At 67.5% G+C, this 23,210-nt stretch carries 28 protein-coding genes and 1 tRNA gene; 16 read left to right on the forward strand and 13 right to left on the reverse strand.

Features of this window, described 5'->3' with window-relative positions:
- Positions 1–23: 23 nt before the first annotated feature.
- Positions 24–620, reverse strand: coding sequence for an SCO family protein (locus tag ACN2C8_RS16290; protein ID WP_419253068.1), 597 nt, complete (start codon positions 618–620; stop codon positions 24–26).
- 55 nt (positions 621–675) lie between these two features.
- Here ACN2C8_RS16290 and ACN2C8_RS16295 point away from each other — a divergent pair, with 55 nt between their 5' ends.
- Positions 676–2,076, forward strand: coding sequence for an ActS/PrrB/RegB family redox-sensitive histidine kinase (locus ACN2C8_RS16295; RefSeq protein WP_419253069.1), 1,401 nt, complete (start codon positions 676–678; stop codon positions 2,074–2,076).
- Between the two features lie 76 nt (positions 2,077–2,152).
- Positions 2,153–2,710, forward strand: coding sequence for an ActR/PrrA/RegA family redox response regulator transcription factor (locus ACN2C8_RS16300; RefSeq protein WP_419253070.1), 558 nt, complete (start codon positions 2,153–2,155; stop codon positions 2,708–2,710).
- A gap of 137 nt (positions 2,711–2,847) precedes the next feature.
- On the opposite strand, the gene ACN2C8_RS16305 is transcribed toward ACN2C8_RS16300, so the two are convergent.
- From ACN2C8_RS16305 to ACN2C8_RS16315, 3 genes are all read right to left on the reverse strand, one after another.
- Positions 2,848–3,633, reverse strand: coding sequence for an SDR family oxidoreductase (locus tag ACN2C8_RS16305; RefSeq protein ID WP_419253071.1), 786 nt, complete (start codon positions 3,631–3,633; stop codon positions 2,848–2,850).
- Between the two features lie 113 nt (positions 3,634–3,746).
- Positions 3,747–4,031: a 4a-hydroxytetrahydrobiopterin dehydratase gene (locus ACN2C8_RS16310; RefSeq protein ID WP_419253072.1), complete on the reverse strand. Its 285-nt coding sequence runs from the start codon at positions 4,029–4,031 to the stop codon at positions 3,747–3,749.
- 33 nt (positions 4,032–4,064) lie between these two features.
- Positions 4,065–4,706: an HAD-IA family hydrolase gene (locus tag ACN2C8_RS16315; RefSeq protein WP_419255901.1), complete on the reverse strand. Its 642-nt coding sequence runs from the start codon at positions 4,704–4,706 to the stop codon at positions 4,065–4,067.
- A gap of 147 nt (positions 4,707–4,853) precedes the next feature.
- Here ACN2C8_RS16315 and ACN2C8_RS16320 point away from each other — a divergent pair, with 147 nt between their 5' ends.
- Positions 4,854–5,312, forward strand: a complete 459-nt coding sequence (locus ACN2C8_RS16320) for a hypothetical protein (protein ID WP_419253073.1) — start codon at positions 4,854–4,856, stop codon at positions 5,310–5,312.
- Positions 5,313–5,388: 76 nt separating this feature from the next.
- The gene (locus ACN2C8_RS16325; protein WP_419253074.1) at positions 5,389–5,493 is read left to right on the forward strand and encodes a hypothetical protein; all 105 of its coding nucleotides are present in this window, start codon (positions 5,389–5,391) and stop codon (positions 5,491–5,493) included.
- Between the two features lie 85 nt (positions 5,494–5,578).
- On the opposite strand, the gene ACN2C8_RS16330 is transcribed toward ACN2C8_RS16325, so the two are convergent.
- Complete coding sequence (locus tag ACN2C8_RS16330) at positions 5,579–6,034, reverse strand: nucleoside deaminase (protein WP_419262206.1); 456 nt, start codon at positions 6,032–6,034, stop codon at positions 5,579–5,581.
- Between the two features lie 248 nt (positions 6,035–6,282).
- Between ACN2C8_RS16330 and ACN2C8_RS16335 the strand changes: the two genes are divergently transcribed.
- On the forward strand, positions 6,283–7,707 hold the full coding sequence (locus tag ACN2C8_RS16335; protein ID WP_419253075.1) for a pseudouridine synthase: 1,425 nt from the start codon (positions 6,283–6,285) through the stop codon (positions 7,705–7,707).
- A gap of 30 nt (positions 7,708–7,737) precedes the next feature.
- On the opposite strand, the gene ACN2C8_RS16340 is transcribed toward ACN2C8_RS16335, so the two are convergent.
- Positions 7,738–8,727: a CPBP family intramembrane glutamic endopeptidase gene (locus ACN2C8_RS16340; protein ID WP_419253076.1), complete on the reverse strand. Its 990-nt coding sequence runs from the start codon at positions 8,725–8,727 to the stop codon at positions 7,738–7,740.
- Between the two features lie 112 nt (positions 8,728–8,839).
- On the opposite strand from ACN2C8_RS16340, the gene rsmD reads away from it, so the two are divergent.
- Positions 8,840–9,406 (forward strand): 16S rRNA (guanine(966)-N(2))-methyltransferase RsmD, encoded by a 567-nt coding sequence (rsmD, locus tag ACN2C8_RS16345; protein WP_419253077.1) that lies wholly within the window; start codon positions 8,840–8,842, stop codon positions 9,404–9,406.
- Here rsmD and ACN2C8_RS16350 read toward each other — a convergent pair whose 3' ends face one another.
- Together ACN2C8_RS16350 and ACN2C8_RS16355 are read right to left on the reverse strand one after the other, a co-directional pair.
- The gene (locus ACN2C8_RS16350) at positions 9,407–9,682 is read right to left on the reverse strand and encodes a YjhX family toxin (protein WP_419253078.1); all 276 of its coding nucleotides are present in this window, start codon (positions 9,680–9,682) and stop codon (positions 9,407–9,409) included.
- 293 nt (positions 9,683–9,975) lie between these two features.
- Positions 9,976–10,383, reverse strand: coding sequence for a hypothetical protein (locus ACN2C8_RS16355; RefSeq protein WP_419253079.1), 408 nt, complete (start codon positions 10,381–10,383; stop codon positions 9,976–9,978).
- Between the two features lie 119 nt (positions 10,384–10,502).
- On the opposite strand from ACN2C8_RS16355, the gene pseB reads away from it, so the two are divergent.
- Positions 10,503–11,540 carry a UDP-N-acetylglucosamine 4,6-dehydratase (inverting) gene (pseB, locus tag ACN2C8_RS16360; protein WP_419253080.1) on the forward strand — a complete coding sequence of 346 codons (1,038 nt, stop codon included), beginning with the start codon at positions 10,503–10,505 and terminating at the stop codon, positions 11,538–11,540.
- Positions 11,540–12,709, forward strand: coding sequence for a UDP-4-amino-4,6-dideoxy-N-acetyl-beta-L-altrosamine transaminase (pseC, locus tag ACN2C8_RS16365; RefSeq protein ID WP_419253081.1), 1,170 nt, complete (start codon positions 11,540–11,542; stop codon positions 12,707–12,709). The genes pseB and pseC overlap by 1 nt, the downstream gene beginning before the upstream one ends.
- Here pseC and ACN2C8_RS16370 read toward each other — a convergent pair.
- Positions 12,706–13,017: an EthD family reductase gene (locus ACN2C8_RS16370; protein ID WP_419253082.1), complete on the reverse strand. Its 312-nt coding sequence runs from the start codon at positions 13,015–13,017 to the stop codon at positions 12,706–12,708. The genes pseC and ACN2C8_RS16370 overlap by 4 nt on opposite strands.
- 90 nt (positions 13,018–13,107) lie before the next feature.
- The gene (locus ACN2C8_RS16375) at positions 13,108–14,811 is read right to left on the reverse strand and encodes a hypothetical protein (protein ID WP_419253083.1); all 1,704 of its coding nucleotides are present in this window, start codon (positions 14,809–14,811) and stop codon (positions 13,108–13,110) included.
- 238 nt (positions 14,812–15,049) lie between these two features.
- Here ACN2C8_RS16375 and ACN2C8_RS16380 point away from each other — a divergent pair, with 238 nt between their 5' ends.
- The 5 genes from ACN2C8_RS16380 (at position 15,050) to ACN2C8_RS16400 (ending at position 18,516) form a co-directional block, all read left to right on the forward strand.
- Positions 15,050–15,757 (forward strand): response regulator transcription factor, encoded by a 708-nt coding sequence (locus tag ACN2C8_RS16380; RefSeq protein WP_419253084.1) that lies wholly within the window; start codon positions 15,050–15,052, stop codon positions 15,755–15,757.
- Positions 15,732–17,330, forward strand: a complete 1,599-nt coding sequence (locus ACN2C8_RS16385; RefSeq protein ID WP_419253085.1) for an ATP-binding protein — start codon at positions 15,732–15,734, stop codon at positions 17,328–17,330. The genes ACN2C8_RS16380 and ACN2C8_RS16385 overlap by 26 nt, the downstream gene beginning before the upstream one ends.
- Positions 17,327–17,761, forward strand: coding sequence for an HPr kinase/phosphorylase (locus ACN2C8_RS16390; protein WP_419253086.1), 435 nt, complete (start codon positions 17,327–17,329; stop codon positions 17,759–17,761). Before ACN2C8_RS16385 ends, ACN2C8_RS16390 begins: the two co-directional genes overlap by 4 nt.
- Positions 17,762–17,836: 75 nt before the next feature.
- Positions 17,837–18,241 carry a PTS sugar transporter subunit IIA gene (locus ACN2C8_RS16395; protein WP_419253087.1) on the forward strand — a complete coding sequence of 135 codons (405 nt, stop codon included), beginning with the start codon at positions 17,837–17,839 and terminating at the stop codon, positions 18,239–18,241.
- On the forward strand, positions 18,238–18,516 hold the full coding sequence (locus ACN2C8_RS16400; protein ID WP_419253088.1) for an HPr family phosphocarrier protein: 279 nt from the start codon (positions 18,238–18,240) through the stop codon (positions 18,514–18,516). The genes ACN2C8_RS16395 and ACN2C8_RS16400 overlap by 4 nt, the downstream gene beginning before the upstream one ends.
- A 42-nt stretch (positions 18,517–18,558) precedes the next feature.
- Here ACN2C8_RS16400 and ACN2C8_RS16405 read toward each other — a convergent pair whose 3' ends face one another.
- The gene (locus ACN2C8_RS16405) at positions 18,559–18,990 is read right to left on the reverse strand and encodes an acyl-CoA thioesterase (protein ID WP_419253089.1); all 432 of its coding nucleotides are present in this window, start codon (positions 18,988–18,990) and stop codon (positions 18,559–18,561) included.
- Positions 18,991–19,055: 65 nt separating this feature from the next.
- Positions 19,056–19,346 carry a zinc-finger domain-containing protein gene (locus tag ACN2C8_RS16410; RefSeq protein WP_419253090.1) on the reverse strand — a complete coding sequence of 97 codons (291 nt, stop codon included), beginning with the start codon at positions 19,344–19,346 and terminating at the stop codon, positions 19,056–19,058.
- Between the two features lie 172 nt (positions 19,347–19,518).
- Between ACN2C8_RS16410 and ACN2C8_RS16415 the strand changes: the two genes are divergently transcribed.
- The 3 genes from ACN2C8_RS16415 (at position 19,519) to ACN2C8_RS16425 (ending at position 22,026) form a co-directional block, all read left to right on the forward strand.
- Entirely contained in the window at positions 19,519–20,481 is a 963-nt protein-coding gene (locus tag ACN2C8_RS16415; protein ID WP_419253092.1) for an ABC transporter ATP-binding protein, read from the forward strand.
- 64 nt (positions 20,482–20,545) lie between these two features.
- Positions 20,546–21,880 carry an NCS2 family permease gene (locus ACN2C8_RS16420; protein ID WP_419253094.1) on the forward strand — a complete coding sequence of 445 codons (1,335 nt, stop codon included), beginning with the start codon at positions 20,546–20,548 and terminating at the stop codon, positions 21,878–21,880.
- A 69-nt stretch (positions 21,881–21,949) separates the two neighbouring features.
- Positions 21,950–22,026: transfer RNA gene (locus ACN2C8_RS16425), tRNA-Arg, on the forward strand.
- A gap of 40 nt (positions 22,027–22,066) precedes the next feature.
- Here the strand turns inward: ACN2C8_RS16425 and ACN2C8_RS16430 are convergent.
- Positions 22,067–23,149 (reverse strand): methyl-accepting chemotaxis protein, encoded by a 1,083-nt coding sequence (locus ACN2C8_RS16430; protein ID WP_419253096.1) that lies wholly within the window; start codon positions 23,147–23,149, stop codon positions 22,067–22,069.
- Between the last annotated feature and the right edge of the window lie 61 nt (positions 23,150–23,210).

A 23,210-nucleotide genomic window follows, 5' to 3' on the forward strand; every position in this document is an offset into this window, starting at 1 on the left:
CGAAGATGCGCGCCCGTCCGGGATCAGCCCTCGCGCATGGCGTCGTTGATGCGCCGGGCGATGTCTTCCGGCGGCAGGTTGTAGGGGATCACGGTGCTGAAGCGGCCCTTGGGGTCCATCAGATAGATCGCCGTCGAGTGGTCGATTGTATAGCCGGGACCGTCGCCGACCTTGGTGTAGTAGACGCGATAGGCCTTGGCCGCCGCCGTCACCTGCTCGGGCGTTCCCGTCAGGCCGAGAGTCGATTTGGGCACGTAGTCGGCCGTCAGATAGGCCTTCATCTGCTTCACGTCGTCGCGGCCCGGATCGACCGAGACGAAGACGATCCGCAGGTCTTCGGCTTTCTTCGGGCCCAGGATGTCGGTGGCCGCCGCCAGGCCCTGCAGGGTGCCGGGGCAGACGTCGGGGCAATAGGTAAAGCCGAAAAACACCGCGCTCCACTTGCCCTTCAGGGCCTTTTCGGTGGTCGGGGCGCCGTTCTGGTCGACCAGCTGGAAGGGTCCGCCTACCGCCGCCGCACCGTTCTCCGACTTGAAAACGCCCGCCCGGAAAGCCAGGCCGGTCGCGAAAACCGCCGCGATCAGACAGGCCAGAATCAGGATGATGCGGTGACGAGGCATGGGCATTTTTCCTTTGGCTCTCGCCAGACGCGAAAATCTGGACTTAACCTGCGACATGGCTGACGTTTCGTACGCAAGAGCGCCCGAAGACCAGCGTTCGAGGGGGCTCGATAAGCCGGGTGAAGATCCGGCGCAAGATGATGGCTGGTCCTGGGCTGCGCCCGGACTGCGTCGCGGCCGCCTGCGGGTTCGCTCCCTGCTGGCCCAGCGCTGGCTGGCCGTGGCCGGCCAGACGGCGGCCCTGCTGTTCGTCGGCATGGTGCTGAAGCTTCAGATTCCCTGGGCCCTGTGCTTTTCGCTTATCGCCCTGTCGGCCTGGCTCAATGTGCTGCTGAGCCTGGCCTCGAGCGGTCAGAGGCTGGCGCGTGAGGGCGAGGCTACGGCCCAGATCGCCTTTGATATCCTGCAGTTGTCAGGCCTGCTGTACCTGACCGGCGGGGCGCACAACGCCTTCTGCCTGCTGCTGATCGCGCCCGTCACTCTGGCGGCGGCCACCCTGCCCGCCCGCTACGCCCTGTGCCTGGCGCTGCTGGCCATCGCCAGCACGGTGCTGCTGACCTTCTTCCACCTGCCGGTTCCCGTGGTGGCGGGCGCGCCGCCGATGGTGGAGCCGCCGCCGGCGCAGCAGGCCATCATGGTCCTGGCCCGGATCATGGGTATCGTCATCACCGGCGCCTATGCCTGGCAGGCGGCCAGCGAATCCGCGCGGATGGAGCTGGCGCTCAACGTCACCGAGACGGTGCTGGCTCGCGAGCAGAGACTGTCAGCCCTGGGCGCCCTGGCCGCCGCCGCCGCCCACGAGCTGGGCACGCCCCTGGCGACGATCTCGGTGGTCGCGCGCGAAATGGCCCGCAACGCGCCCGACGACCAGACCCGCGAGGATGCCGAACTGATGATCGGCCAGGCGGCGCGCTGTCGCGAAATCCTCCAGCGCCTGACCGAGATGCCCGAGGCCAAGGACGCCGTGCACGAGCGCATGAGCCTGGTCCAGCTGGTCCAGGACGTCATCGAGCCGCACCTGGTGCACGGCGTGCGCGTCGAGGCCGTGGTCAACGGTCCGTCGGGGGAATCCGCGCCCGACATCTGGCGGCGGCCCGAGGTGATCCACGCGATGACCTCCATCGTCGAGAACGCCGTCGACTTCGCCCGCGCCGAGGTGCTGGTCATCGCCCGCTTCGACCTGCGCTCAATCGTCATCGAGGTGCGCGACGACGGTCCCGGTTTTTCCGCCGAGGTGCTGGCCAAGCTGGGCGAGCCCTATGTCACCACCCGTCCGGGGGCCGAGGGCTCGCGCACGGGCCATATCGGCATGGGTCTGGGCTTCTTCATCGCCAAGACCCTGCTGGAACGGACAGGGGCCACGGTGGATTTTCGCAATGGTCGGCGGGGCGGGGCGGTGGTCTCGGCGCGCTGGCCCCGGTCGGCGCTTGAGGCCTCTGGTTACACAGGGGCTTGATGACTGGCCGGGAAGGACAACATGATGCTTTATGAGTGTACTCGGTTGAGTACGGGCGCGGGGAGGCGCTGAAGTCATGGCGGATATTAGTGAGCTGGTTGCGGCCCTGCCCGACAAGACGCTTCTGCTTCTCGACGACGATGCGCCCCTGCGCACGCGCCTGGGACGCGCGCTGGAGCAGCGGGGGTTCGTGGTGACCCTGGCCGCCTCGGTGGCCGAAGCCCTGGCCCTGTTGCGCGCCCACGCCCCCGCCCACGCCGTGCTCGACATGCGACTGGAGGACGGCACGGGACTGAAGGTCGTCGAGGCGGTGCGCGATGCCCGGCCCGACGCCAAGATCATCATGCTCACCGGCTATGGCAATATCGCCACCGCCGTGGCGGCCGTGAAGGCCGGGGTAGTCGACTACCTCTCCAAGCCGGCCGACGCCGATGAAGTGGCCCGCGCCCTGCTGGCCGCCAAGGACGCCGCGCCGGTGCCGCCGGACAACCCGATGAGCGCCGACCGCGTGCGGTGGGAACATATCCAGCGGGTCTATGAGATGTGCGGCCACAACGTGTCAGAGACCGCGCGGCGCCTGAACATGCACCGCCGGACCCTGCAGCGGATCCTGGCCAAGCGCGCGCCGCGGTAGGGGCGAGACAATCCTCCCCCCGACGGGGGAGGTGGTCGCGTAGCGACCGGAGGGGGAAGTGATGCGGAACCCCCGCTGATACTTCCCTCTCCGTCGCCTGTGGCGACACCTCTCCCATCAGGGAGAGGATCTCCAGATCACATCGCCGAAATGCCGCCGTCGACCTTGATCTCGGCGCCGGTCATGAACTTGCTCTCGTCGCTGGCCAGATAGAGCACGGCGTTGGCGATGTCGTTGGGCTCGCCGATCCGGCCCAGCGGGACCTGCCGCGCCAGCTTGGCGTGGGCCTCTTCCTTGCCGAACCGGGCGGTAAAGCCGTCGAGGATCGGGGTGTCGATGAAGGTCGGGTGGATCGAGTTCGACCGGATATCCAGCTTCATCTTGGCGCAGTACAGCGCGATGTTCTTGGACAGCAGCCAGACCGCCGCCTTGGAGGCGTTGTAGGCCGGTGAATTGCCGTTGGCGATCAGGCCGGCGATCGAGCTCAGATTGATGATCGAGCCCGGCTGATGGGCCCGCATGTGGGTCAGGGCATGCTTGGCGCCCAGGAACACCGAGTCGACATTGACCGACATCACCTTCTTCCAGAGGGCGAAATCGAGGCTCTCGATCGGGCCGTCGCCGCCGATGCCTGCATTGTTGACCAGCACCGACAGGCCGCCCATGGCCTCGGTGGCCTTTTCAAGCACCGCGATCCACTCGTCTTCCTGGGTGACGTCCAGCTCAAAGGCGAAGGCCGTGCCGGCCCCGTGGGCGGCGTTGATCTCGTCAGCGACCGCTTGAGCGCCCGCCAGGTTGATGTCAGCCAGGCTGACCTTGGCGCCTTGGCTGGCCAGCATCCGTCCCGCCGCCGCGCCCAGACCCTGGGCCCCACCGGTGATGAAGGCCTTCTTGCCGGCGACCCGGCCCGTGTTCTGCGCCATTTGGCGTCCTCCCAATTATTCAAACATTAGTTTGAACCGGATGGGAGCGGGGCGGAAGGGGGAAACGGTGGATCAAATCTGTGAGCACTCGTCCCACAGTGGGCTAGAGCCGCTTACCCCGCCGCCCCGTCCATGAACGTCGCCAGCGCCAGATCCAGCTCTGTCACGCCATCGGCGTCATGCGTGGTCAGCAGCACCTCGACCCGGTTGTAGACATTGAACCATTCGGGATGGTGATCGAGCTTTTCGGCCATCAGGGCCACGCGGGTCATGAAGCCGAAGGCGGCATTGAAATCGGCGAACTTGAACGTCTTGGTGATGGCGTCCTTGTCCGGCGCGGCGCTCCAGCCCGAAAGCTGCGCAACAGCGGCGGCGGCGCCGATCCGGGGGCGTGACATGGCAGGTCCTGACGCGAAGGGGATGATCCCCCTTCAGAACGCCAATCCGGTCGCCTTCGCAAGGTCGGCGAGCAACTGGTCCTCGGTGGTGACCTTGATCGCGGTCATGCCCAGGGCGGCGGCCGGCTTGCAGTTGACGCCCAGGTCGTCGAGATAGACGCAGTTTTCCGGCGCGACCTTCAGGGCCTCGCACATCATCAGATAGATGCGTGGATCGGGCTTACGGACCCCGGCCTTGGAGCTTTCGATCACCACCGCAAAATGGCTCATGATCTCGCCGACGGCGGCGGCCTTTTCGGCGCTGGAGGCCATGCCCGCCCCGTGACCGGTGGTGACATTGTTGGTGATGCAGCCGACCTTGAATTGCGCCTTGCAGGCCAGCATCGCCGCCAGCACCCGGGGTCGCAGATCGCCATACAGCAGCGGCAGGACGTCGGCGCCGCGCACCGCATGGCCCAGTCGCGTGGCCTCTTCCAGAAACAAGGCGTCAAAACCCGCCGCGTCGATCTCGGACCGTTCGAACCGCGCCCAGGCATTGGTGTCGGGATCGGTTGAATTGACCGTGCGGATGAAGTCGGTCGGCAGGCCCCGCTGCGTCTCGTAGCGGCGGAAAGCCTCGAACGGCGAGGTTGTGAAGACACCGCCGAAATCCCAGATCACCGCCTCGATCGCCATGCCGCCCTCAAACAGTTGTTTGATCGACGGTAGGGCGCGGCTCAACGCGAGGCAAGCGCCGCCAAGCTGAAGCTCCGTTCGCGCGCTGGATGAACCCGCAGGCCGTTAACCTTTGTTAATGCTTTGCTGCCTGTCCAGGAGCGTTCCATGACCTTGTCCCGTCTCTCCCTCTGTCTCGCCGCAGCCGGCGCCCTGCTCGCCGGCGCCGCCATGGCTGGAGGTCCCGATCAGGGCTTGAGGGGCGGTCCGCCGGTGTCGCGACCTGGACTGCCGCTGGATCCGGAACTGCTGCCGCCCAACACCGGGCCCGGCGATTGCGTGACCCGGCGGGTTACCGGGCCCAGGGGCGCCTATCGCTGGGACCGTGTGGAATGCGACACCGAACGCGGCCGGACCGACTTTGACCCGTGGGGTTATGGCCACCGACCGCTCGAGGTCGAGACCCTGCCGGCCCATCACGCCGAGCGCTACAGCGACGGCTACGATCCGCGCGCCGACGGTCGGCAGGAAGACCGTTATGGCCCTGGCCCCTCGCGATTCAGGGCGTACCGGGTCGCCGGTCGCGACGCCGACGGCTTCCTGGTCTGGCCCGGAAAACGACCCTGACCTTTGACCTGCACCTTGGCCTGAGCCTTGCGGGCGTTCCTTCCCGACGAACCAATTTGGGACGGGGGACCTGAACATGCGAACGCCAACCAAGCCATTCTTCAAACGCTACGAACTGATCGCCATCGCCGCCTTCGTGGTGGCCGCCATTGGGATCAGCAGCTTGGGACTCGTCTACTAGACGAGCCTCCGGCCAGGCCTCTCGGCGCCGAAATGGAACAGGACCGCCCGGCCCGCGCCTTGTGCAGGGGCGGGTGGAGGGGTGATCAGAACACAGGCTTTGGCCGCCCCCGCCGCTCGCGGAAAAAACCCCGCAGCAGGTCGGCGCTCTCCTGGGCCATCACCCCGCCCGTCACCTCAGGCCGCCAGTGACAGGTCGGCTGAGCGAAGAAGCGCGGGCCGTGAACCACGGCGCCGCCCTTGGGATCTTCGGCTCCGAACACCACCCGTCCGATCCGCGCATGGCTGATCGCGCCGGCGCACATGGCGCAGGGCTCCAGAGTCACGACAAGCGTCAGATCGGTCAGCCGATAGTTTTCCAGCTTGGCCGCCACCTGGCGCATCACGGCGATCTCGGCATGCGCCGTCGGGTCATGGGCGGCGATCGGACCGTTGCCGGCGACGCCCAGGATCTCGCCGCTCTTGGGATCAAGGATCACCGCCCCGACCGGCGTCTCGCCACGGGCGGCGGCGGCGCGGGCTTCGTCCAGGGCGATGGCCATGGCGGCTTCATCGGTCAGGCGCAGAGGATCGGAAATGGTCTAGCCCTCCATGGCCAGCAAGGTGATTTGGCAGGCCTGAAGACAGCGAAGCCGCGGCGCAGACTTCAGGGTCGCCTCGAAGATCACAGACTTTCAGTAGGTCATTTTCAGAACGGCGCAAACGCCGCAACCTTGATCCTGACCGCGTTCGGTGCGCATTTGCCGCTCAGCCCATCGAGAGATGCGCCCTGCCCTTCGAAGGACCGACCATGAACGACCTGCCCCCCAACACGCCCCACGACCCTCTGTACGAGCCCGGCCACGACGGCGACCTCGACGATCCGTCGACGGGCGAGCGCGTCGCCAAGGCCCTGGCCCGCGCGGGTGTGGCCTCGCGGCGCGAGGTCGAGCGGCTGATCGAGGCCGGTCGCGTCGCCATTAATGGCAAGGTTCTGACCACCCCGGCGGTGAAGGTGGGTCCCGGCGACTTCCTGACCGTCGACGGCAAGCTGGTGGCCGAACGCGAGCCGACGCGGCTGTTCCGCTACAACAAGCCCACCGGTCTGATGACCACCCACAACGATCCCAAGGAACGCCCGACGGTGTTCCAGGCCCTGCCGCGCGAGCTGCCGCGGCTGATCTCGGTGGGACGCCTCGACCTGAACTCCGAAGGCCTGCTGCTGCTGACCAATGACGGCGAGCTGTCGCGCAAGCTGGAAGCCCCCAACAATGGCTGGGTGCGCCGCTATCGCGTCCGCGCCTTTGGCCATACCGATCAGGCGCGGCTGGACCGGCTGCAAGACGGCGTCACCATCGAGGGCGTGCGCTATGGCCCGATCGAAGCCAAGCTCGACAAGGCCCAGGACAAGGCTGGCGGCGGCAAGAACATCTGGATCACCATCTCGCTGACCGAGGGCAAGAACCGGGAAATCCGCCGTGTGCTCGAGCACCTGGACCTGAAGGTCAATCGCCTGATCCGCCTGTCCTATGGCCCGTTCGCCCTGGCCACCCTGACGCCCGGCCAGGTGGAAGAAGTGGGCCCCCGGGTGATCCGCGAGCTGCTGGCCGGACTGGTGGCCGAGGAAGACATGCCCACCGGCGACAAGCCGCAGTTCATGGGCGTGGCCGATCCCCTGCACGCCCCAGGCACCGCCAAGGGCGGCGAACTGCAGCGCCGGGCCATCAAGTCCGCGCCCCTGCCCAAGGTTCTCGAGCCGGGTGAGCGGACGCTGGAAAAGCCGGTCTACAAGGCCGGCTGGGCCAAGCCGAAGAAGAAGGTCGTCATCGCCGGCGTCAAGCCGATCAAGCGCGCGCCCAAGTCCATCGAGAGCAAGATGATCGGCCCCAAGCCGGACCATCTCGCCCCGCGTGGGGCCAAGGCCGCGACGGGCCCCAAGTCGTTCGGGGCCAAGGCGGCGGGCGGCGTGACCGGGGCCAGGTCCTTCGACAAGGCGGCGGGCGGCAAGCCCTCAGCGGCGAAGCCGGCGCGCGCCGGCGACTTCGCCGCCCGTTCAGCTGAACCGGGCAAGACAGGCGCGAAGGCGTTCACCAGGCCCGCGAGCGCGGGCGGCAAGCCCTTCAGCAAGCCCGGCGCAAAGCCGGCCGCCGAAAAGTCGTCCCGCTCGGCCCCCGCCGCGTTCGAGACCAGGCCGGGCGCGCCGCGTCCGTACAAGGGCCCCAAGAAGCCGCGCTAGGCTTTAGCGCCGTCGACCCTTGGGCTGGCGCTAGATCGTGGCCGGGTCGCGGCTGCCGAACCAGCGGGTGACGATCGGCCAGCGCACCACCGCTTCGGCCAGCAGGGCGTAGCCGGCCCCGATCACCACCGCGCCGACCAGTGAGGTCAGCTCGAACGGATGCGGCGTCTCGGGGGTCAGGGACAGGGGGCGTAGCAGCAGCAGGATGACGATGTTGTTGGCCGCGTGGGCGCCGATCGCCAGCTCGATGCCGCCGGTACGCAGGGTCATCCAGGTCAGGCCCGCGCCCATGGCCGCCCGGATCAGGAAGGCTCCGGGATTGGGGTCAAAGTGGATCAGCGCGAACAGCAGGCCATTGACCGCCATCAGGATCGCCGGACTGCGCGTGAACGCGCCGGCGTGCTTCAACAGCCAGCCCCGGAACACGATCTCCTCGGCGGCGGCGGCGATCACCAGCAGCATGATGGCGAAGCCGGCATAGGTGGCGCGCCCGACGGTTGTCGAGGCCAAGGCCAGGATCGGCGGCGTCGGTGCGCCCGCGCCCAGACTGGCGGCGGCGATCACCAGCGCCACCATGACCACGCCCACCAGAACCAGCCCCGCAACCAGCAGGCGGGTGCGAAAGACGCCGCCCGCGACGGCATAGCGACGGATCGGCCGATGGCTCAGCCCGGCGCTCACCGCGACGAAGGCCAGGGCGGCGGCGCCATTGACCCCGGCCAGGACCGACAGCAGGAACAGCGAAGCCAGACCCTCGGTCTCGGCCCGGGCCGGCTGGTCGAACACGGAAAACAGCGCGGCGGCGGCCGGCGCACCGTCCAGGCCGCTGACCACCACCATCACCAGCAGGCAGGCCGAGGCCGCGCCCAGCACGGCGGCGGCGACGGCGGCCAGCACGCCTACCGGGACTGCGACGGCCAGACGGCGCGCGTCGCGATCATAGGGCGTCAGGTCGGCGAGAAACCTCGACTCCCGCATCGCTTCGAAGATCGCCGCCATCGCCATCGTGTTTTCTGACACCCCTGTTCTTGGAGCGACTAAGAGAGCGCCCATCAAAACTTGTAAAGCGTCCGGCTTGCCGTGGCCCCACAACAGCGGCACACACGCCGATCCAGACAGGGATTGCAGCTCAATGCGCATCGTTTCCGGCCAGTATCGCGGCAAGGCCATCGTCGCCCCGCCCGGCGACGCCACCCGGCCGACCTCCGACCGCGCAAGGCAGGCGGTGTTCAACATCCTGGAGCACGCCGCCTGGGCGCCGGAGCTGCACGGCGCGCGCGTGGTCGACCTGTTCGCCGGCTCGGGCGCCCTGGGACTGGAGGCCCTGTCGCGCGGCGCGGCTTTCTGCCTGTTTGTCGAGACCGCTGATCCGGCGCGCGGCGCGATCCGCGAGAACATCGACGCCATGAATCTGTTCGGGGTCACCCGCGTGCATCGTCGCGACGCGACAGACCTTGGCCTGCCGCCGTCCAGCGTGGGCGCGCCGTTCGACATCGCCTTCCTGGATCCGCCCTACGCCAAGGGCCTGGGCGAGAAGGCCCTGGCCCAGCTGCTGGCCCATGGCTGGCTGAAGCCCGGCGCCATCGTGATGTTCGAGCGCGGCCGTGACGAGCCCGAGCCGGCCACGCCCGGCTTCACGGTCTTGGACACGCGCGACTATGGCGCCGCGCGTGTCCTGTTCCTCAAGGTCGCCGAGTAGCTACCAGCCGCGCACGGTGACGCGGTTGTCCAGCTGCGACCTCAGGCTGACGGCGCCCTCCCGCGTGATGCGGTAGGGGCCGCCGCCGCTACTGGCGATCAGTCGCCGTTTCTTCAGCGCCTTGAAGACGCTCAGGGAGCAGTCGCCCAGCCGCCAGCCTTCTCGGGTGATGCAGTCGACGTCGACAAGGCGGCCATGGTCGTCGCGTACGGGTTCGATACGGGCGCCCTGCGCCAGGGCGTGCAGCGTGCGTTGCTGCGCTTTGGAGATGTTCAAGGAGATTGTCCGAGGATCGAGGCGTGGGAACGCAAACCCCCGGATCTCGAAAAGACCCGCTCATTCTCGGAGTGCGGACACGACTGCGCGCATCCGCAGGGGCTGCGGACGGATCAGGGCCTGATCGACTTGCGAACCGGAGGGTTCGGAGCCTGTTAGGCCCGGGCCTCGCTTACAATCTCGGACATAAAACCACCGTTGGAGTGACGCGCCATCCTAGCTCCAGGATGCCGAAACTCAAGCGCATCCCATGGCCGCCCGGCCCGGTGAAGGCCGTGGACGAGCGGGATGGATCAGTTCATGAGCGCCGAGCCCAGCAGCACCCGGCTGCCGGACTTGCCCAGCACCTTGTCGGCGGTCTTCTGCATTTCCCGCGACAGGTAGTCGACATCCGGCGGATCGCCGCGCCGCATGCCTGAAGCATAGGTCATCAGCACCTGGGCGAAAGCGGCCCGCAGGCGCGGCTCGGACTGCTGAGCGCGCTCCATCAACTTGGGATCCTTGGCCTCGATGCCGGCCTCAAGGGTCAGCACGCCGCGTCGCCCATCGCGCCGCAGGGCGACGGCGGTCAGGGGCTTGAAGGCGAAATAGGTCACCGCCGGCTTGTCCTCCTTCTTTGGAGCACTGGCCAGGGCCGGGGCCGGCGCAGCCATCAGGGCGCTGGCGAAAACGAACGGTAGGAGGGTCAGGGCGCGACGCATGCGGTATGCTTAGCCCGACGTGGTTGACGTCCTCTTTACGCCTAGGCGCGACAAAGGAGCGTTAACCACGAATCGCAATCCTCGCGACTCTTCGCGGCGGGGGCGGTAGGAGGCTGAACTTGGGCCGTTTTTTCCCGAAAACCCTCGATCTCGACGGCAAGGTGATCCTGATCACCGGCGGCACCGGCTCTTTTGGCCGACGGTTCATCGAGACGGTTCTGAAGCTTTCGAACCCGCGGAAGGTCATCGTCTACTCCCGCGACGAATTGAAGCAGAGCGACATGCAGATGGAGCTGCGCGAGCAGTTCGACGATGCGACCTATGCCAAGATGCGCTTCTTCCTGGGTGATGTGCGCGACCGCGAACGCCTGACCCTGGCCCTGCGCGGGGTCGACATCGTCATCCACGCCGCCGCCCTGAAACAGGTGCCGGCCGCTGAATACAACCCGTCCGAATGCATCCACACCAATGTGCTTGGGGCCGAGAACGTGGTCTGGGCCAGCCTGGCCAACGGGGTGAAAAAGGTGGTCGCCCTGTCGACCGACAAGGCCTGCAACCCGATCAACCTCTACGGCGCGACCAAGCTGGCGTCCGACAAGACCTTCGTGGCCGCCAACAATCTGTCGGGCGATATCGGCACCCGCTTCGCGGTGGTTCGCTATGGCAACGTCGTCGGCTCGCGCGGCAGCGTCGTGCCGCTGTTCAAGCGTCTGCTGGCCAACGGCGCCACCGAGCTGCCGATCACCGACGCCCGCATGACCCGCTTCTGGATCACCCTGAACGAGGGGGTGAACTTCGTGCTCTCGTCGCTGGACCTGATGCGCGGCGGCGAGATCTTCGTGCCCAAGATCCCGTCCATGACCATGCCCGATCTGGTCAAGGCCATGTCGCCGACGGCCGGCGTCAAGGTCATCGGCATCCGGCCGGGCGAGAAGCTGCACGAGATGATGATCAGCGCCGACGACGCGCGGGCCACCGTCGAGCTGTCCGACCGCTATGTGATCGAACCGACCTTCGTCGAATATCCCCGCAAGCGCTTTGGTCCCGAAGACGGCGCCAAGCCGGCCGAAGAAGGCTTCTGCTACAGCAGCGACAATAATGACGACTGGCTGTCGGCGCAGGGCCTGCTGGCCATGCTGGAGGAGAAGGCGCGCTGATGTCGGCGTCTTCGCCCTTCCTGCCCTATGGTCGCCAGACCATCGAGGACGACGACGTCGCCGCCGTCGCCGCCGCCCTGCGTTCTGATTTCCTGACCACCGGCCCGACGGTGGAGGCCTTCGAGACCGCCTTCAAGCAAAAGGTCGGGGCCGAGCACGCCATCGCCGTGGTCAACGGCACGGCCACCCTGCACCTGGCCATGCTGGCCTTGGGTGTTGGTGAAGGTGATGTCTGCATCGCGCCGTCGATCACCTTCCTGGCGACCGCCAATTGCGCCCGTTATGTCGGGGCCGAGGTGGTGTTCGCCGACGTTGATCCCCATTCAGGCCTGATGACCCCCGACACCCTGGCCGCCGCCCTGGCGCGCGCGGGGGATCGCAGGGTCAGGGCCATCTTGCCCGTGCATCTGCGCGGCGATGTCTGCGACCTGCCGGCGATGCGCGGCATGGCCAGCGCGGCCGGGGCGGTGCTGGTGGAAGACGCGCCCCACGCCCTGGGCTCGGTCGGTACGTTCAGCGGGGAAGAGCATCCGGTCGGCGACGGCGCCTATTCAGCCTTTGCCAGCTTCTCGTTCCACCCGGTCAAGACGCTGGCCACGGGCGAAGGCGGCATGCTGACCACCAATGATGCGGAGCTGGCGGCGCGAGCCCGCAGCCTGCGCGGTCACGGCATGGTGCGGCCGCCGGGCGCAGATCCCTGGTGGTACGAGATGCCGGAGATCGGCTTCAACTATCGCATCCCCGACGTGCTGTGCGCCCTGGGCCTGTCGCAGCTGGCCAAGCTGGACCGCTTCGTCGCGCGCCGCCGGGCCCTGACCGCGCTCTATGTCGAACGGCTGGAGGCGCTGTCGCCCCGCGTGCGCCTGGCGACCAGCCCGGACTATTCCAATCCCGCCCTGCACCTGTTGACCGTGCTGATCGATTTCGACGCCCTGGGGATCACCCGCCGGATGGTGGTCGATGGCCTGAAGGCTCACGGAGTCGGCACGCAGGTCCACTACATCCCGGTGCACCAGCAGCCCTACTACGCGACGCGCTACGGCGCGCTCGACCTACCCGGCGCCCAGGCCTGGTACGACCGCTGCCTGACCCTGCCGCTCTATCCGACCATGGCCGACAGCGATGTGGATCGCGTGGTCGAGGCGCTGGGCAGGGTTCTGGCCCGCTAGACGAGCGCGCTGACCTGGGCGATCGGCTGAAGGTTGGTGAACTTGGCCACATCCGCCATCACCTCGGCGGCGCGTGGCCCGCCCATCGAGGCCTGCAGGGCGGCGGCGTCGCGGAACGCCAGATGCGCCATCGCGATGAAGGGCGCGGGGCCGCCATCCCCCGCCGACAGACCCTTGAACACCTGCACACCCGTCAGGCCGGTCGAGGCAAAGGCCTCATGGACCAGCGGGATATGGGTGGCGTTGTAATAGTCGTGGTCGAAATGCGCGCCGTCTGTCGCCGCATAGAGCACGCTGAAGATCACCATATTCATCCCCGGGTCGCCGCCGCCCGGTTGGCGCGGCTCTGGACCCAGCTTAGCCGTCCCCGGGCGTGTCGCAAGCCGCGCAGGCGCGCCTCAGGCGGCCTGGGCGCTCTGCATCAGCCCTCTGAGCAGATCCATGGTCGCCGGGGAGGCGGCCAGTTCCTCTCGAGCTGCTGGATCGCGGGCCAGCTTGAAGGCTTCCATCTTGGCCCGGTCGGCTACCGGCCCCGTGGGACCGGCCTCGCCCGTGGCCAGCTTGACCAGCAGGGCCAGGCGATGGGTCAGAGGCGCCGGGGCGCGGACCAGCATGGCCAGCAGCCGGCTGTCGATCTCGACCTGCGAGCCCAGTTCGCCGAGCTTGTTGCACAGGGGTTCGTAGTCTTCGCGCACCAGGCCCGAACGTGAGACGGTCTTTTGCAGGCCGGCCAGCGCCGCCAGCTTCGAGGCCGGCGAATCGGGACCCTGTCGCAGTTCCTTTTCGAACCGTAGCGCAGTGATATTGGCGGTCAGCCAGCGGGCGGCCTGACGCTTGTTGACCGCGCCCATGACGTTCTCAGCCAGGCGGATCAGGATCACGACCTCCTCGCGGGCCGAGCGGTCACGTCCGAGGAGAGCCTCGATGAACTCGCCGTTGAGCAGGGTCTTGGACCGGACGGTGAAGGCGGCCTGAATGTCTTCGGGCGGCAGGATGCGTCCGGCGGCGGCCGTCAGGCTCATGGCCAGGGCGCGCAGAAATTCGATCTCGGCCTCGGCGTCGGCGGGCTTGAGCCGGCGTACACCGTTCAGTTCGGCCAGCACTCGCTTGGCGATCGCCGCGCGGACGGGTGCGAAATGATCGCCGCTCAGCCATTCGCTGAGCCGCTTGGCCGTGCCGGAAAGCTCGGGCATGCAGGCGCGGACCTGGGCCTGCATGCGGATCAGGGCCTCGACCTGGGCGCCGCCCGTCAAACGGGTCATGGCCGCCAGGGTGGATCCAAGATCGTTGGCCGTGCCCAGCAGGTCGGCCATGCCGGCGCGCGAGCCGATGATCTCGGCCAGGGGCTGTTCGATGGCGTGCAGGGCCAGGGCGCGGGGGCCCGGTTCGGTCGGGGCGGCGTCGGCCAGGTCCAGCAGGCGGGCGATCTTGTCGGACCAGCTGACGCCCGGCGCGATGGAGGCGGCCACGCCGGCTCCCAGCAGGAAGGCGCGGTCAGGATCGGTGGCCAGGCGCGTGGCGGCCTTGGCGAACCCTTCCTTGTCCAGGTCCGGAAGTTGGCCCTTCTTGAAGGCCTTCATCAAATTGGCGACCGAGCGCTCGACCAGACCCTGGAAGGTGCGGATCAGTTCGTGGACCGACATGCCCCGGGCTTCGGCCTCGGGAATGGCGATCTTTTGCAGGGCGTGCTGCAGATCGGTGCCGGAGGCTTCCAGCTTCTCGACCAGGTCAGGGCGGTGCAGCAGTTCGAACGGCGTGGCGTTGTGCCGGGCCAGCCAGCCCTCGAGCAGGCGACCGATCCGGTCGCGGGCGTGGGCGGTATAGAGATCTGCCGGCTGGACGCAGAGGGGATCGAGATCCTCGACCTCCTTCTTGGGCTTGCCGCCGTCGACCATGCCCTTGGTGAAGATGGCGATGGATCTGTATTCGCCGGACTCGCGGTCCAGGGTTTCCTTGCTGACGCGGACGGCGACCGCGCGCCCTGAGGTCAGGCACTCCTCGGCGTTCTGAAGCGCAGCCGTGCGAACTTCCGTGGCCATTTCCAGGGTCCACTGCGCGCCGGCCTTGCGGCGCACGAAAAGTTCGTAGTGGATGTCACTCATGGGCTAGGGGCTCCCGTAACCTCGGTTATCGGCTACAACACCTTAAAGCGAGGTTGAGGCGCGTCGTTCACGCTCAAGCTGGGCGGTGCTGGGACCTTCAGCCGCAATCGCGCCACGCTGGGGCCGCAAAGGGCGGCGACACCCCTTTGGGAAAGCTTTGCCGCGCGATGCGTTGAAGCGACTGCGGGGGGTCGATAGGATCGCCCCAAGACGAAGGTTGAAGGATCAGACAGGCTCCATGGCCGCTATCACGCTCATAGACGACGACGAGAATATCGTCGCTTCGGTCTCGCTGGCCCTCGAAAGCCACGGCCACACGGTCAAGGCCTATTACGATGGCGCCTCGGGCCTTGAGGCCGTCGAGAGCCAGACTCCGGATCTGGTTATCCTGGACGTCAAGATGCCGCGTATGGACGGCATGGAAGTTCTGCGCCGCCTGCGCCAGACCTCCGAGATTCCGGTCATCATGCTGACCTCGAAGGACGACGAGATCGACGAGATCCTCGGCTTCAATCTCGGCGCCGACGACTACATGCACAAGCCGTTCAGCCAGCGCCTGCTGCTGGAGCGCGTAAAGGCCGTGCTGCGCCGGGCCCGTCCCGAGGACGAGGAGCCCTCGATCGCCGCGGGCCTGGCCGGCTCCAAGATGATGAAGCGCGGCAAGCTGACCCTGGACCCGGCCCGCCACGACAGCCTGTGGGACGGCAAGCCCGTCCGCCTGACCGTCACCGAGTTCCTGCTGCTGCAGTCCCTGGCCCAGCGCCCGGGCTTCGTGAAGAGCCGCGACAACCTGATGGACGCCGCCTACGACGATCAGGTCTATGTCGACGACCGCACGATCGACAGCCACATCAAGCGGATGCGCAAGAAGTTCCGCCAGGTCGATCCCGAGTTCGACTCCATCGAGACCCTGTACGGCGTTGGCTATCGTTATCGCGAAGCCTGACGCCGGCGCGCGCCGGCGCCGCTGGTCCTGGCCGCGCGGCTCGCGTCTGGGCCGGCTGATCATTGGTCTGAACGTGCTGGCGCTGGCGATCCTGGTGATCGGGGCGCTGGTGCTCAATGAGCTGCGCAGCGGCCTGGTCAATGCCCGGGTCGAAAGCCTGACCACCCAGGGCGACCTGATCGCCAAGGTCATCGACCAACTGGCCACCGAGGGCGAGCCCGAGCCGGCGCTGAACGCCGGAGCGGCCAGCGCCATCTTCCAGCTGCTGTTCATTCCGAGCTCGCAGCGGGCGCGGCTGTTCGACGCCCAGGGCAATGTGCTGGCCGACAGCTTCATGGTCGCCGACCGCGTGGAATGGAAGGTTCTGCCCCCGGCGCGCAAGCCGGGCGACAAGGATGCCGCCGTCCGCGACGATCCCGCTGACAAGGCCAAGGCTGCCAAGGCGAGCCAGGGCCTGTCCAACGAGCTGGCCCAGGCCCTGCGCGGGTCTCCGGTGGCGGGTACGCGGATGTCGGAGAACGGCGAGCGGGTCGTTTCGGTCTCGATCCCGATCCAGCACGTGCGAGCGGTTCTCGGGGTCCTGACCCTGGAGGTCGGCGATGTCGATTCGATCATCGCCGCCCAACGCCGGGCCCTGCTGCCGTTCATCCTGGTGGCGATCAGCGCCACCCTGATCTCGTCGATCCTGCTGCACCGCCTGATCGCCGAGCCCCTGATGCGGCTGGCCGGGGCCGCCGACCGGGTGCGGCTGGAAGGGGCGCGCGCCATCTCCCTGCCCGACATCGCCAAGCGCCAGGACGAGATCGGCGACCTGTCCCGCGCGCTGGAGGAGATGACCCATTCGCTGTCCGAGCGCATGGACGGCATCGAGCGGTTCGCCGCCGACGTGGCCCACGAGATCAAGAACCCCCTGACCTCGATCCGCTCGGCCATCGAGACCCTGGACCTGGTCTCCGACCCCGTCGCCCGGGCCCGGCTGCTGGCCATTCTGCAGAACGACGTCAACCGGCTGGACCGGCTGGTCACCGACATCTCCAACGCCTCGCGCCTGGACGCCGAACTGTCGCGCGAAGCCCCGCGCGCCCTCGACCTGGCCAAGCTGCTAGCTGAGGTCGCCAGTCTCTACGAGGCCCAGTTGCGCCCCGGCGACGCGCCCGGCAGCGTGAGGGTCAGCGTCTCGACCGGCGATCCGCTCGCGCCGGCCAGGCTGATGGCTCGCGAGACCCCCATCGGCCAGGTGTTCCGCAATCTGATCGACAATGCCCGCTCGTTCAGCCCCGCCGACGGCGAGGTCCGCGTCGTCCTGACCCGGACGCGCGGCCGGCTGGTCACCACGATCGACGACGACGGCCCCGGCATACCGGCCGAGAACCTCGAGACCATCTTCGAGCGCTTCTATACCTCGCGGCCCAAGGGTCGGGCGTTCGGCGGCAATTCGGGCCTTGGCCTGTCCATCGCCCGCCAGATCGTCGAGGCCCACGCCGGCGAGCTGAAGGCCGAGAATCGGGTCGACGCCAACGGCGCCCTGCTGGGCGCGCGCTTCACCGTCGACCTGCCGGAATCGCGCGAGTGATCCGCCACGCCGGCCTGATCGCCCTGCGCCGTGACGGACGCTGGCGCGGCGCCCTGATCGAGGGTCCCTCCGGCGTCGGCAAGAGCGATCTGGCCCTGCGCGCCGTCGAATCAGGCTTCGCCCTGGCGGCCGACGACCGCACGGTGGTCTTCGCCTCGGGCGGCGAACTCTATGGCAAGGCCCCTGATTCTCTGTCCGGCCTGATCGAGATTCGGGGTCTGGGGGTCGTCCCCACCCCGGTCATCGCCTTCGCCCGCATCGCCCTGCTCGTGCGGTGCGTTGACGCGCCCGGCGCCATCGAACGCCTGCCCCAGCCGCGTTTCGAGACCCTCTGCGGCGTGAGCGTTCCCGTTTTCGACCTGTGGCCTCAGGAACCCGCTGCGCCCGCGAAAATCAGACGCATGCTGGAGCATCTTGGAGTCGCTCTCTAACGAGCGTATCAAGTGCGCCCGCGCGGCTCCTCCCGGCCGCCACGGGTTATGGGGATCCCGGTTGAGACATCTGGCATGATCGGGCTCGTGATCGTTACGCACGGGCGTCTGGCGGAGGAGTTTGTCTCCGCCATGGAACATGTGGTCGGCCCGCAGACTGCGGTGAAGGCGATCTGCATCGGTCCGGAAGACGACATGGAACGACGCCGTTCCGACATTCTGAAGGCGTGCGCCGTCGTGGACAGCGGCGGCGGCGTGATTCTGCTGACCGACATGTTCGGCGGCACGCCCAGCAATCTGGCCATCTCGGTGATGGAGCAGACCCGCGCCGAGGTGATTGCCGGCCTGAACCTGCCCATGCTGATCAAGCTGGCCAGCGTGCGCCAGCGCCAGGACCTGCAAACCTGCGTCGCCCACGCCCAGGAGGCTGGACGGAAATATATCTCCGTGGCCTCCTACGTGCTCGCGGGAGAAAAATGAGTCGCATGGCGGAGCGGACGGTCGAAATCGTCAATGAACGGGGCTTGCACGCCCGGGCCTCGGCCAAGTTCGTGAAGATGGCGGCGGGTTTCGACGCCGAGGTGACGGTCAGCCGCGAGGGCGCTTGCGTGGACGCCCGGTCGATCATGGGCCTGATGATGCTGGCCGCCGGCATCGGCTCGACCATCGATATCGCCGCCGAAGGCCCCGAAGCGGACACCGCGCTCGAAGCGCTGTGCGAACTGGTGGCCAACCGGTTCGACGAAGAGCGTTAGAGCTCTAGGCGGCTAGGCGGGCGCCGGCTCTCCGCTTGGCGCCTAAGGCAGCGGCCGCGATTTCCGATTCTCATCGATGGCCACGAAGGTGAACACACCCTCGGTGACCTTGTGCGCCTGCTCGCTGTCGCGCGGACGGCGCCAGGCCTCGACCCCGACCTTCAGGGAGGTGCGACCGGTGTGGACGACCTTGGCGAACAGACTGACCTCGTCGCCGACGAAGACCGGGCTGATGAAGGTCATGCCGTCGATGGCGATGGTAGCGCAGCGGCCGGCCGCGCGGTGGAAGGCGATCGAGGCGGCGGCAAGGTCCATCTGCGACAGCAACCAGCCGCCGAAAATGTCGCCCTCGGGATTGGTGTCGGACGGCATGGCGATGGCGCGCAGCACCGGGGCTTCGTGAGGCCACTGCGCCGCAGCCCAGGCCTCGGCCAGGGTTTCGGCACGACGCGAGGCGGGAACGAGGTCGGTCATGGGTCAGCGTTTTCGAGCGAGTGGCTACCGGGTCACGTGAAGAAAGCCGACAAACGCAAGAAAGCCTAGTGGCCGCCCGGGCCCTCATAGACGCCCGGGGCCAGCGGCTCGTTCTCGTCGCCAATCGCTGTGGTCGCCACGAAGCGGCGGTCGCAATAGGAGCAGTCGACAAAGCCGGCCTCGCCCATTTCCAGCCAGACGCGCGGATGGCCCAGGGCCCCGCCAACACCGTCGCAGGCGATGCGATGTGACCGGACCATCACGGTTTCCGGCGCGGGGCCGGCGCCCACAGCCGTGACGGTGACGTCCATGGCGGTCGGAGCGGTGGCGGTGACGGTCTTGGCCTTGCGCGCCATGTTCGAAAACCCTTGAAGTCTGGACGCGGCCTTGGCTTGGCGGCGATGCAGGCATACCTATGCGACCTGTCGCGCCGCCGTCAATTCAAGCCGCACGCCTTCCCTGCCCTATTGTCCCTTGCGGGACCTGCCTGGGCCCTACCGTCCCCTTCGGGACCTGTCTGGACGTTGCATGGACCTGCCCGCCTACGCCATCGAAGCCGAAGGGTTGTTCAAGACCTACGCCGCCACCAAGACCTCGCCGGAAAAGCGCGCGCTGAATGGCATCGACCTTAAGGTCCCGCGCGGCTCGATCTTCGGCCTGCTGGGGCCCAATGGCGCGGGCAAGTCGACCTTCATCAACATCCTGGCCGGGCTGACGCGCAAGACCAGCGGCACGGTGCGGATCTGGGATCGCGACATCGACCAGCGCCCGCGCGACGCCCGCGCCGCCATCGGGGTGGTGCCGCAGGAACTGGCCACCGACGTCTTCTTCACGCCGCGCGAATCGCTGGACGTCCAGGCCGGCATGTACGGCGTGCCCAAGAGCGAGCGCCGCACCGACGAACTGCTCAGCGCGCTGAGACTGTCCGACAAGGCCAATGCCTATGTCCGCCAGCTGTCGGGCGGCATGAAGCGGCGCCTGATGGTGGCCAAGGCCATGGTGCACCAGCCGCCGGTGCTGATCCTCGACGAGCCGACGGCCGGCGTCGATGTCGAGCTGCGCCGCCAGCTGTGGAGCTATGTGAAGGGCCTCAACGAACTGGGCGTCACCATCGTGCTGACCACCCACTATCTGGAAGAAGCCCAGGAGCTGTGCGACCAGATCGCCATCGTCAATCGCGGCGAGGTGGTGGCCTGCGAGCCGACGGCCACGCTTCTCAAGCGCATGGACAGCCGCAATGTGGTGGTCACACCCGAGCAGCCGGTCACGGTCGCGCCGGCCCTGGCCGGTTTCGAGACCAAGATCCGGGCCGGCGGAGCGTTCGCGGTGTCTTATCGCACGGGCCAGTCCAGCGTCGAGCAGGTGCTGGCGGCCGTGCGCGCCACGGGCCTGCACATCAAGGACATCGCCACTGAAGACCCGGATCTGGAAGACGTCTTCGTCTCCCTGACCTATGGCGACCCGAACGCGGCCGATCCGACCAAGGACTGACGGTCAACGCTTGCGTTCGCGAGACGCTTGGACAAACTCCACGGCGAGAGTCGGGGGTGAGTTGATGAGTTTGCTTGAACGCCAGTTTGGCCTGAAGGCCCAGGGCACCAACCTGCGCACCGAGGCGCTGGCCGGCGTCACCACCTTCCTGACCATGGCCTATATCGTCATCGTCAATCCGGCCATCCTGGGCGAGGCGGGCATGCCCGTCGCCGCTGTGGCCGCCGCCACCTGCCTGGCGGCCGGCATCGGCTGCATCCTGATGGGCCTGATCGCCAACTATCCGATCGCCCTGGCCCCCGGCATGGGGCTGAACGCCTATTTCACCTACACGGTCGTGATCGGCATGGGGGTGCCCTGGCAAACCGCCCTGGGCTGCGTGTTCCTGTCCGGGGTGGCCTTCCTGGTGCTGACCGTGGCCGGCATCCGCCAGCTGATCGTCGGGGCCATACCGCGGCCGCTGTTCTCGGCCGTCGCGGCGGGCGTGGGCCTGTTCATCGCCTTCATCGGCCTGAAGGAGGCCGGCATCATCGTCGCCAACCCAGCCACCCTGGTCGGACTGGGTGACCTGACCAAGCCGACCGCGATCCTGGCCCTGGCCGGCCTGGCGATCATCGGGGCGCTGATGGCCTGGCGGGTGAAGGGTGCGATCCTGATCGGCATCCTGCTGGTGGCGGTTCTGGGCTGGTTCATGGGCCTGTCGAAGTTCGCGCCGGGCGGCTATTCCCTCGCCGAACTGTCGGCCACCGCCTTTCAGCTCGACATTCCCGCCGCCCTGAACCTGGGCGGCGGCGCCAAGGCCGGCATGGCGATGGCCATGGCCGAGATCATCTTCGTGTTCCTGTTCGTCGATCTGTTCGACAATGTCGGCACCCTGGTGGCCGTGACCAAGAAGGCCGGGCTGGTAGCGCCCGACGGTTCGATCCCGCGCCTCAACCGCATCCTGCTGGCTGACTCGGTGGCGACGATCGCCGGCTCGGTGGCCGGCACCAGCACCGTGGTCAGCTATATCGAGAGCGCCTCGGGCGTGCAGGCCGGCGGTCGCACCGGCTTGACGGCGGTCATTGTCGGCCTGCTGTTCCTGCTGACCCTATTCTTCGCCCCCCTGGTCCAGGCCATCCCGGTCGCCGCCACCGCGCCGGCCCTGATCCTGGTAGGAGCCATGATGATCGGCTCGCTGGCCGAGGTGGAGTGGGACGATCCCGGCGTGGCCATCCCGGCCTTCCTGACCCTGATCACCATTCCGCTGACCTTTTCGATCGCCAATGGCCTGGCGTTCGGCATCACCAGCTATGCGGCGCTGAAACTGGCCCGGGGCCAGGCGCGGATCAGCGACTGGCTGCTGTTCGTGCTGGCCGCCCTGTTCATCGCCCGCTTCGTTTATATGGGCGGAGAATAGCGGGCGACGCATAACCCCGTTTGCGCCGACCGCGCCTTTCGGCTAAGACGCCGTTCCCGCAAGGCGGACGCACCCGTAGCTCAGCTGGATAGAGCGCTGCCCTCCGAAGGCAGAGGTCACAGGTTCGAATCCTGTCGGGTGCGCCAAACTCCGAAACATCGCCAACAGCTCGTCCGCTTGCCGCGATCAGGCGGCGACCGACTTGGCCATCGTTTCGAGGAGCGTGGCCGGTTCCTTGCTTTGCGCCAGGCAGCCATACCAGCCCAGGCCCTTGTAGGTTTCATAGCCTGGCGTCAGGGCATAGCCCACGGTCAGGTCGCCATCCGCATAGCTGCCCATGCCGCCGTTAGAGGTGTTGAGCGGGAAGGTCTCGGTCAGGATGCCGCGACCGTCCGACGAGGCCAGAACGCGGCCCTTCTGGTCCAGCAGCATGACCCTTGAACGGCTGCGCTCCTCGGTGGTCAGGCGTACGCCGTCGACCACGGCCTGGGCCTGGGGCTTCCAGTCGAAGTGGACGCCCAGCACGCCCAGCACCTTGCCATGGCTCAGCCCGCCCTCACGGATGGCCGTGGCGTAGGTGGCGACGGGGGCGTCATTGAGGGCCCTCACCCGCTCGATGTCACAGGCGATGAAGTCGTCACCGCTGGCGGTCTTCATGGCGTCGCGGAACCAGGACGCGTCGGCCGCCGAGATGTTGCGGGCGCCGGGATAGCGGTCCGGCCGCCCCGTCGCCACGACCTTGCCGCTGGCGTCGCAGATCCACAGGTCGAGATAGACGGTGTAGGCGTCCAGGATCACGCCCAGACGCTGGCTGGCGTGACGGGCGGTCTCGGGAGAGGCGTCGTCAACACAGGCGACGACGGCGGAATCTGTGGCCCACCAGCGCACATCGCAGGTGCGTTCATAGAGGTTGCGGTCGACGATCTCGATGGCGTTCAGGGCCAGGTCGGCCAGGCGCTGGCCGCGCATGTGGCCCAGGATCGCGCCGCCGATGGCGGTCAATTCGTCAAGATCGGCGCGCACCTGGCTTTCCAGGGCGGCGGCGACAGCGTCGATCTCGGTGGAGATCTTCTTGAATTCCTCGGCCACGATGGCGAAGCCCTTGCCGGCCTCGCCCGCCCGGGCGGCGACGATCAGGGCGTTGATCGAGAGCATCTTGGCCGCGCGGTTGACGCGGGTGATCTCGCCGATCTTTTCTCCCGCGACCGCACTCAGACGTTCGGAGAGATCGAGGATCCGTTCCGGGCGCAGACTGGCGTCTTGTTTCAACTTGGAGGGCCCTCACGCAATTCGCTGCCGAATCGCCTGAGAATTCCGCAAGTTGACGCTG

Origin of the sequence: Caulobacter sp. ErkDOM-C (genome assembly GCF_048541825.1) — a bacterium.
Classification (GTDB): Bacteria; Pseudomonadota; Alphaproteobacteria; order Caulobacterales; family Caulobacteraceae; genus Caulobacter.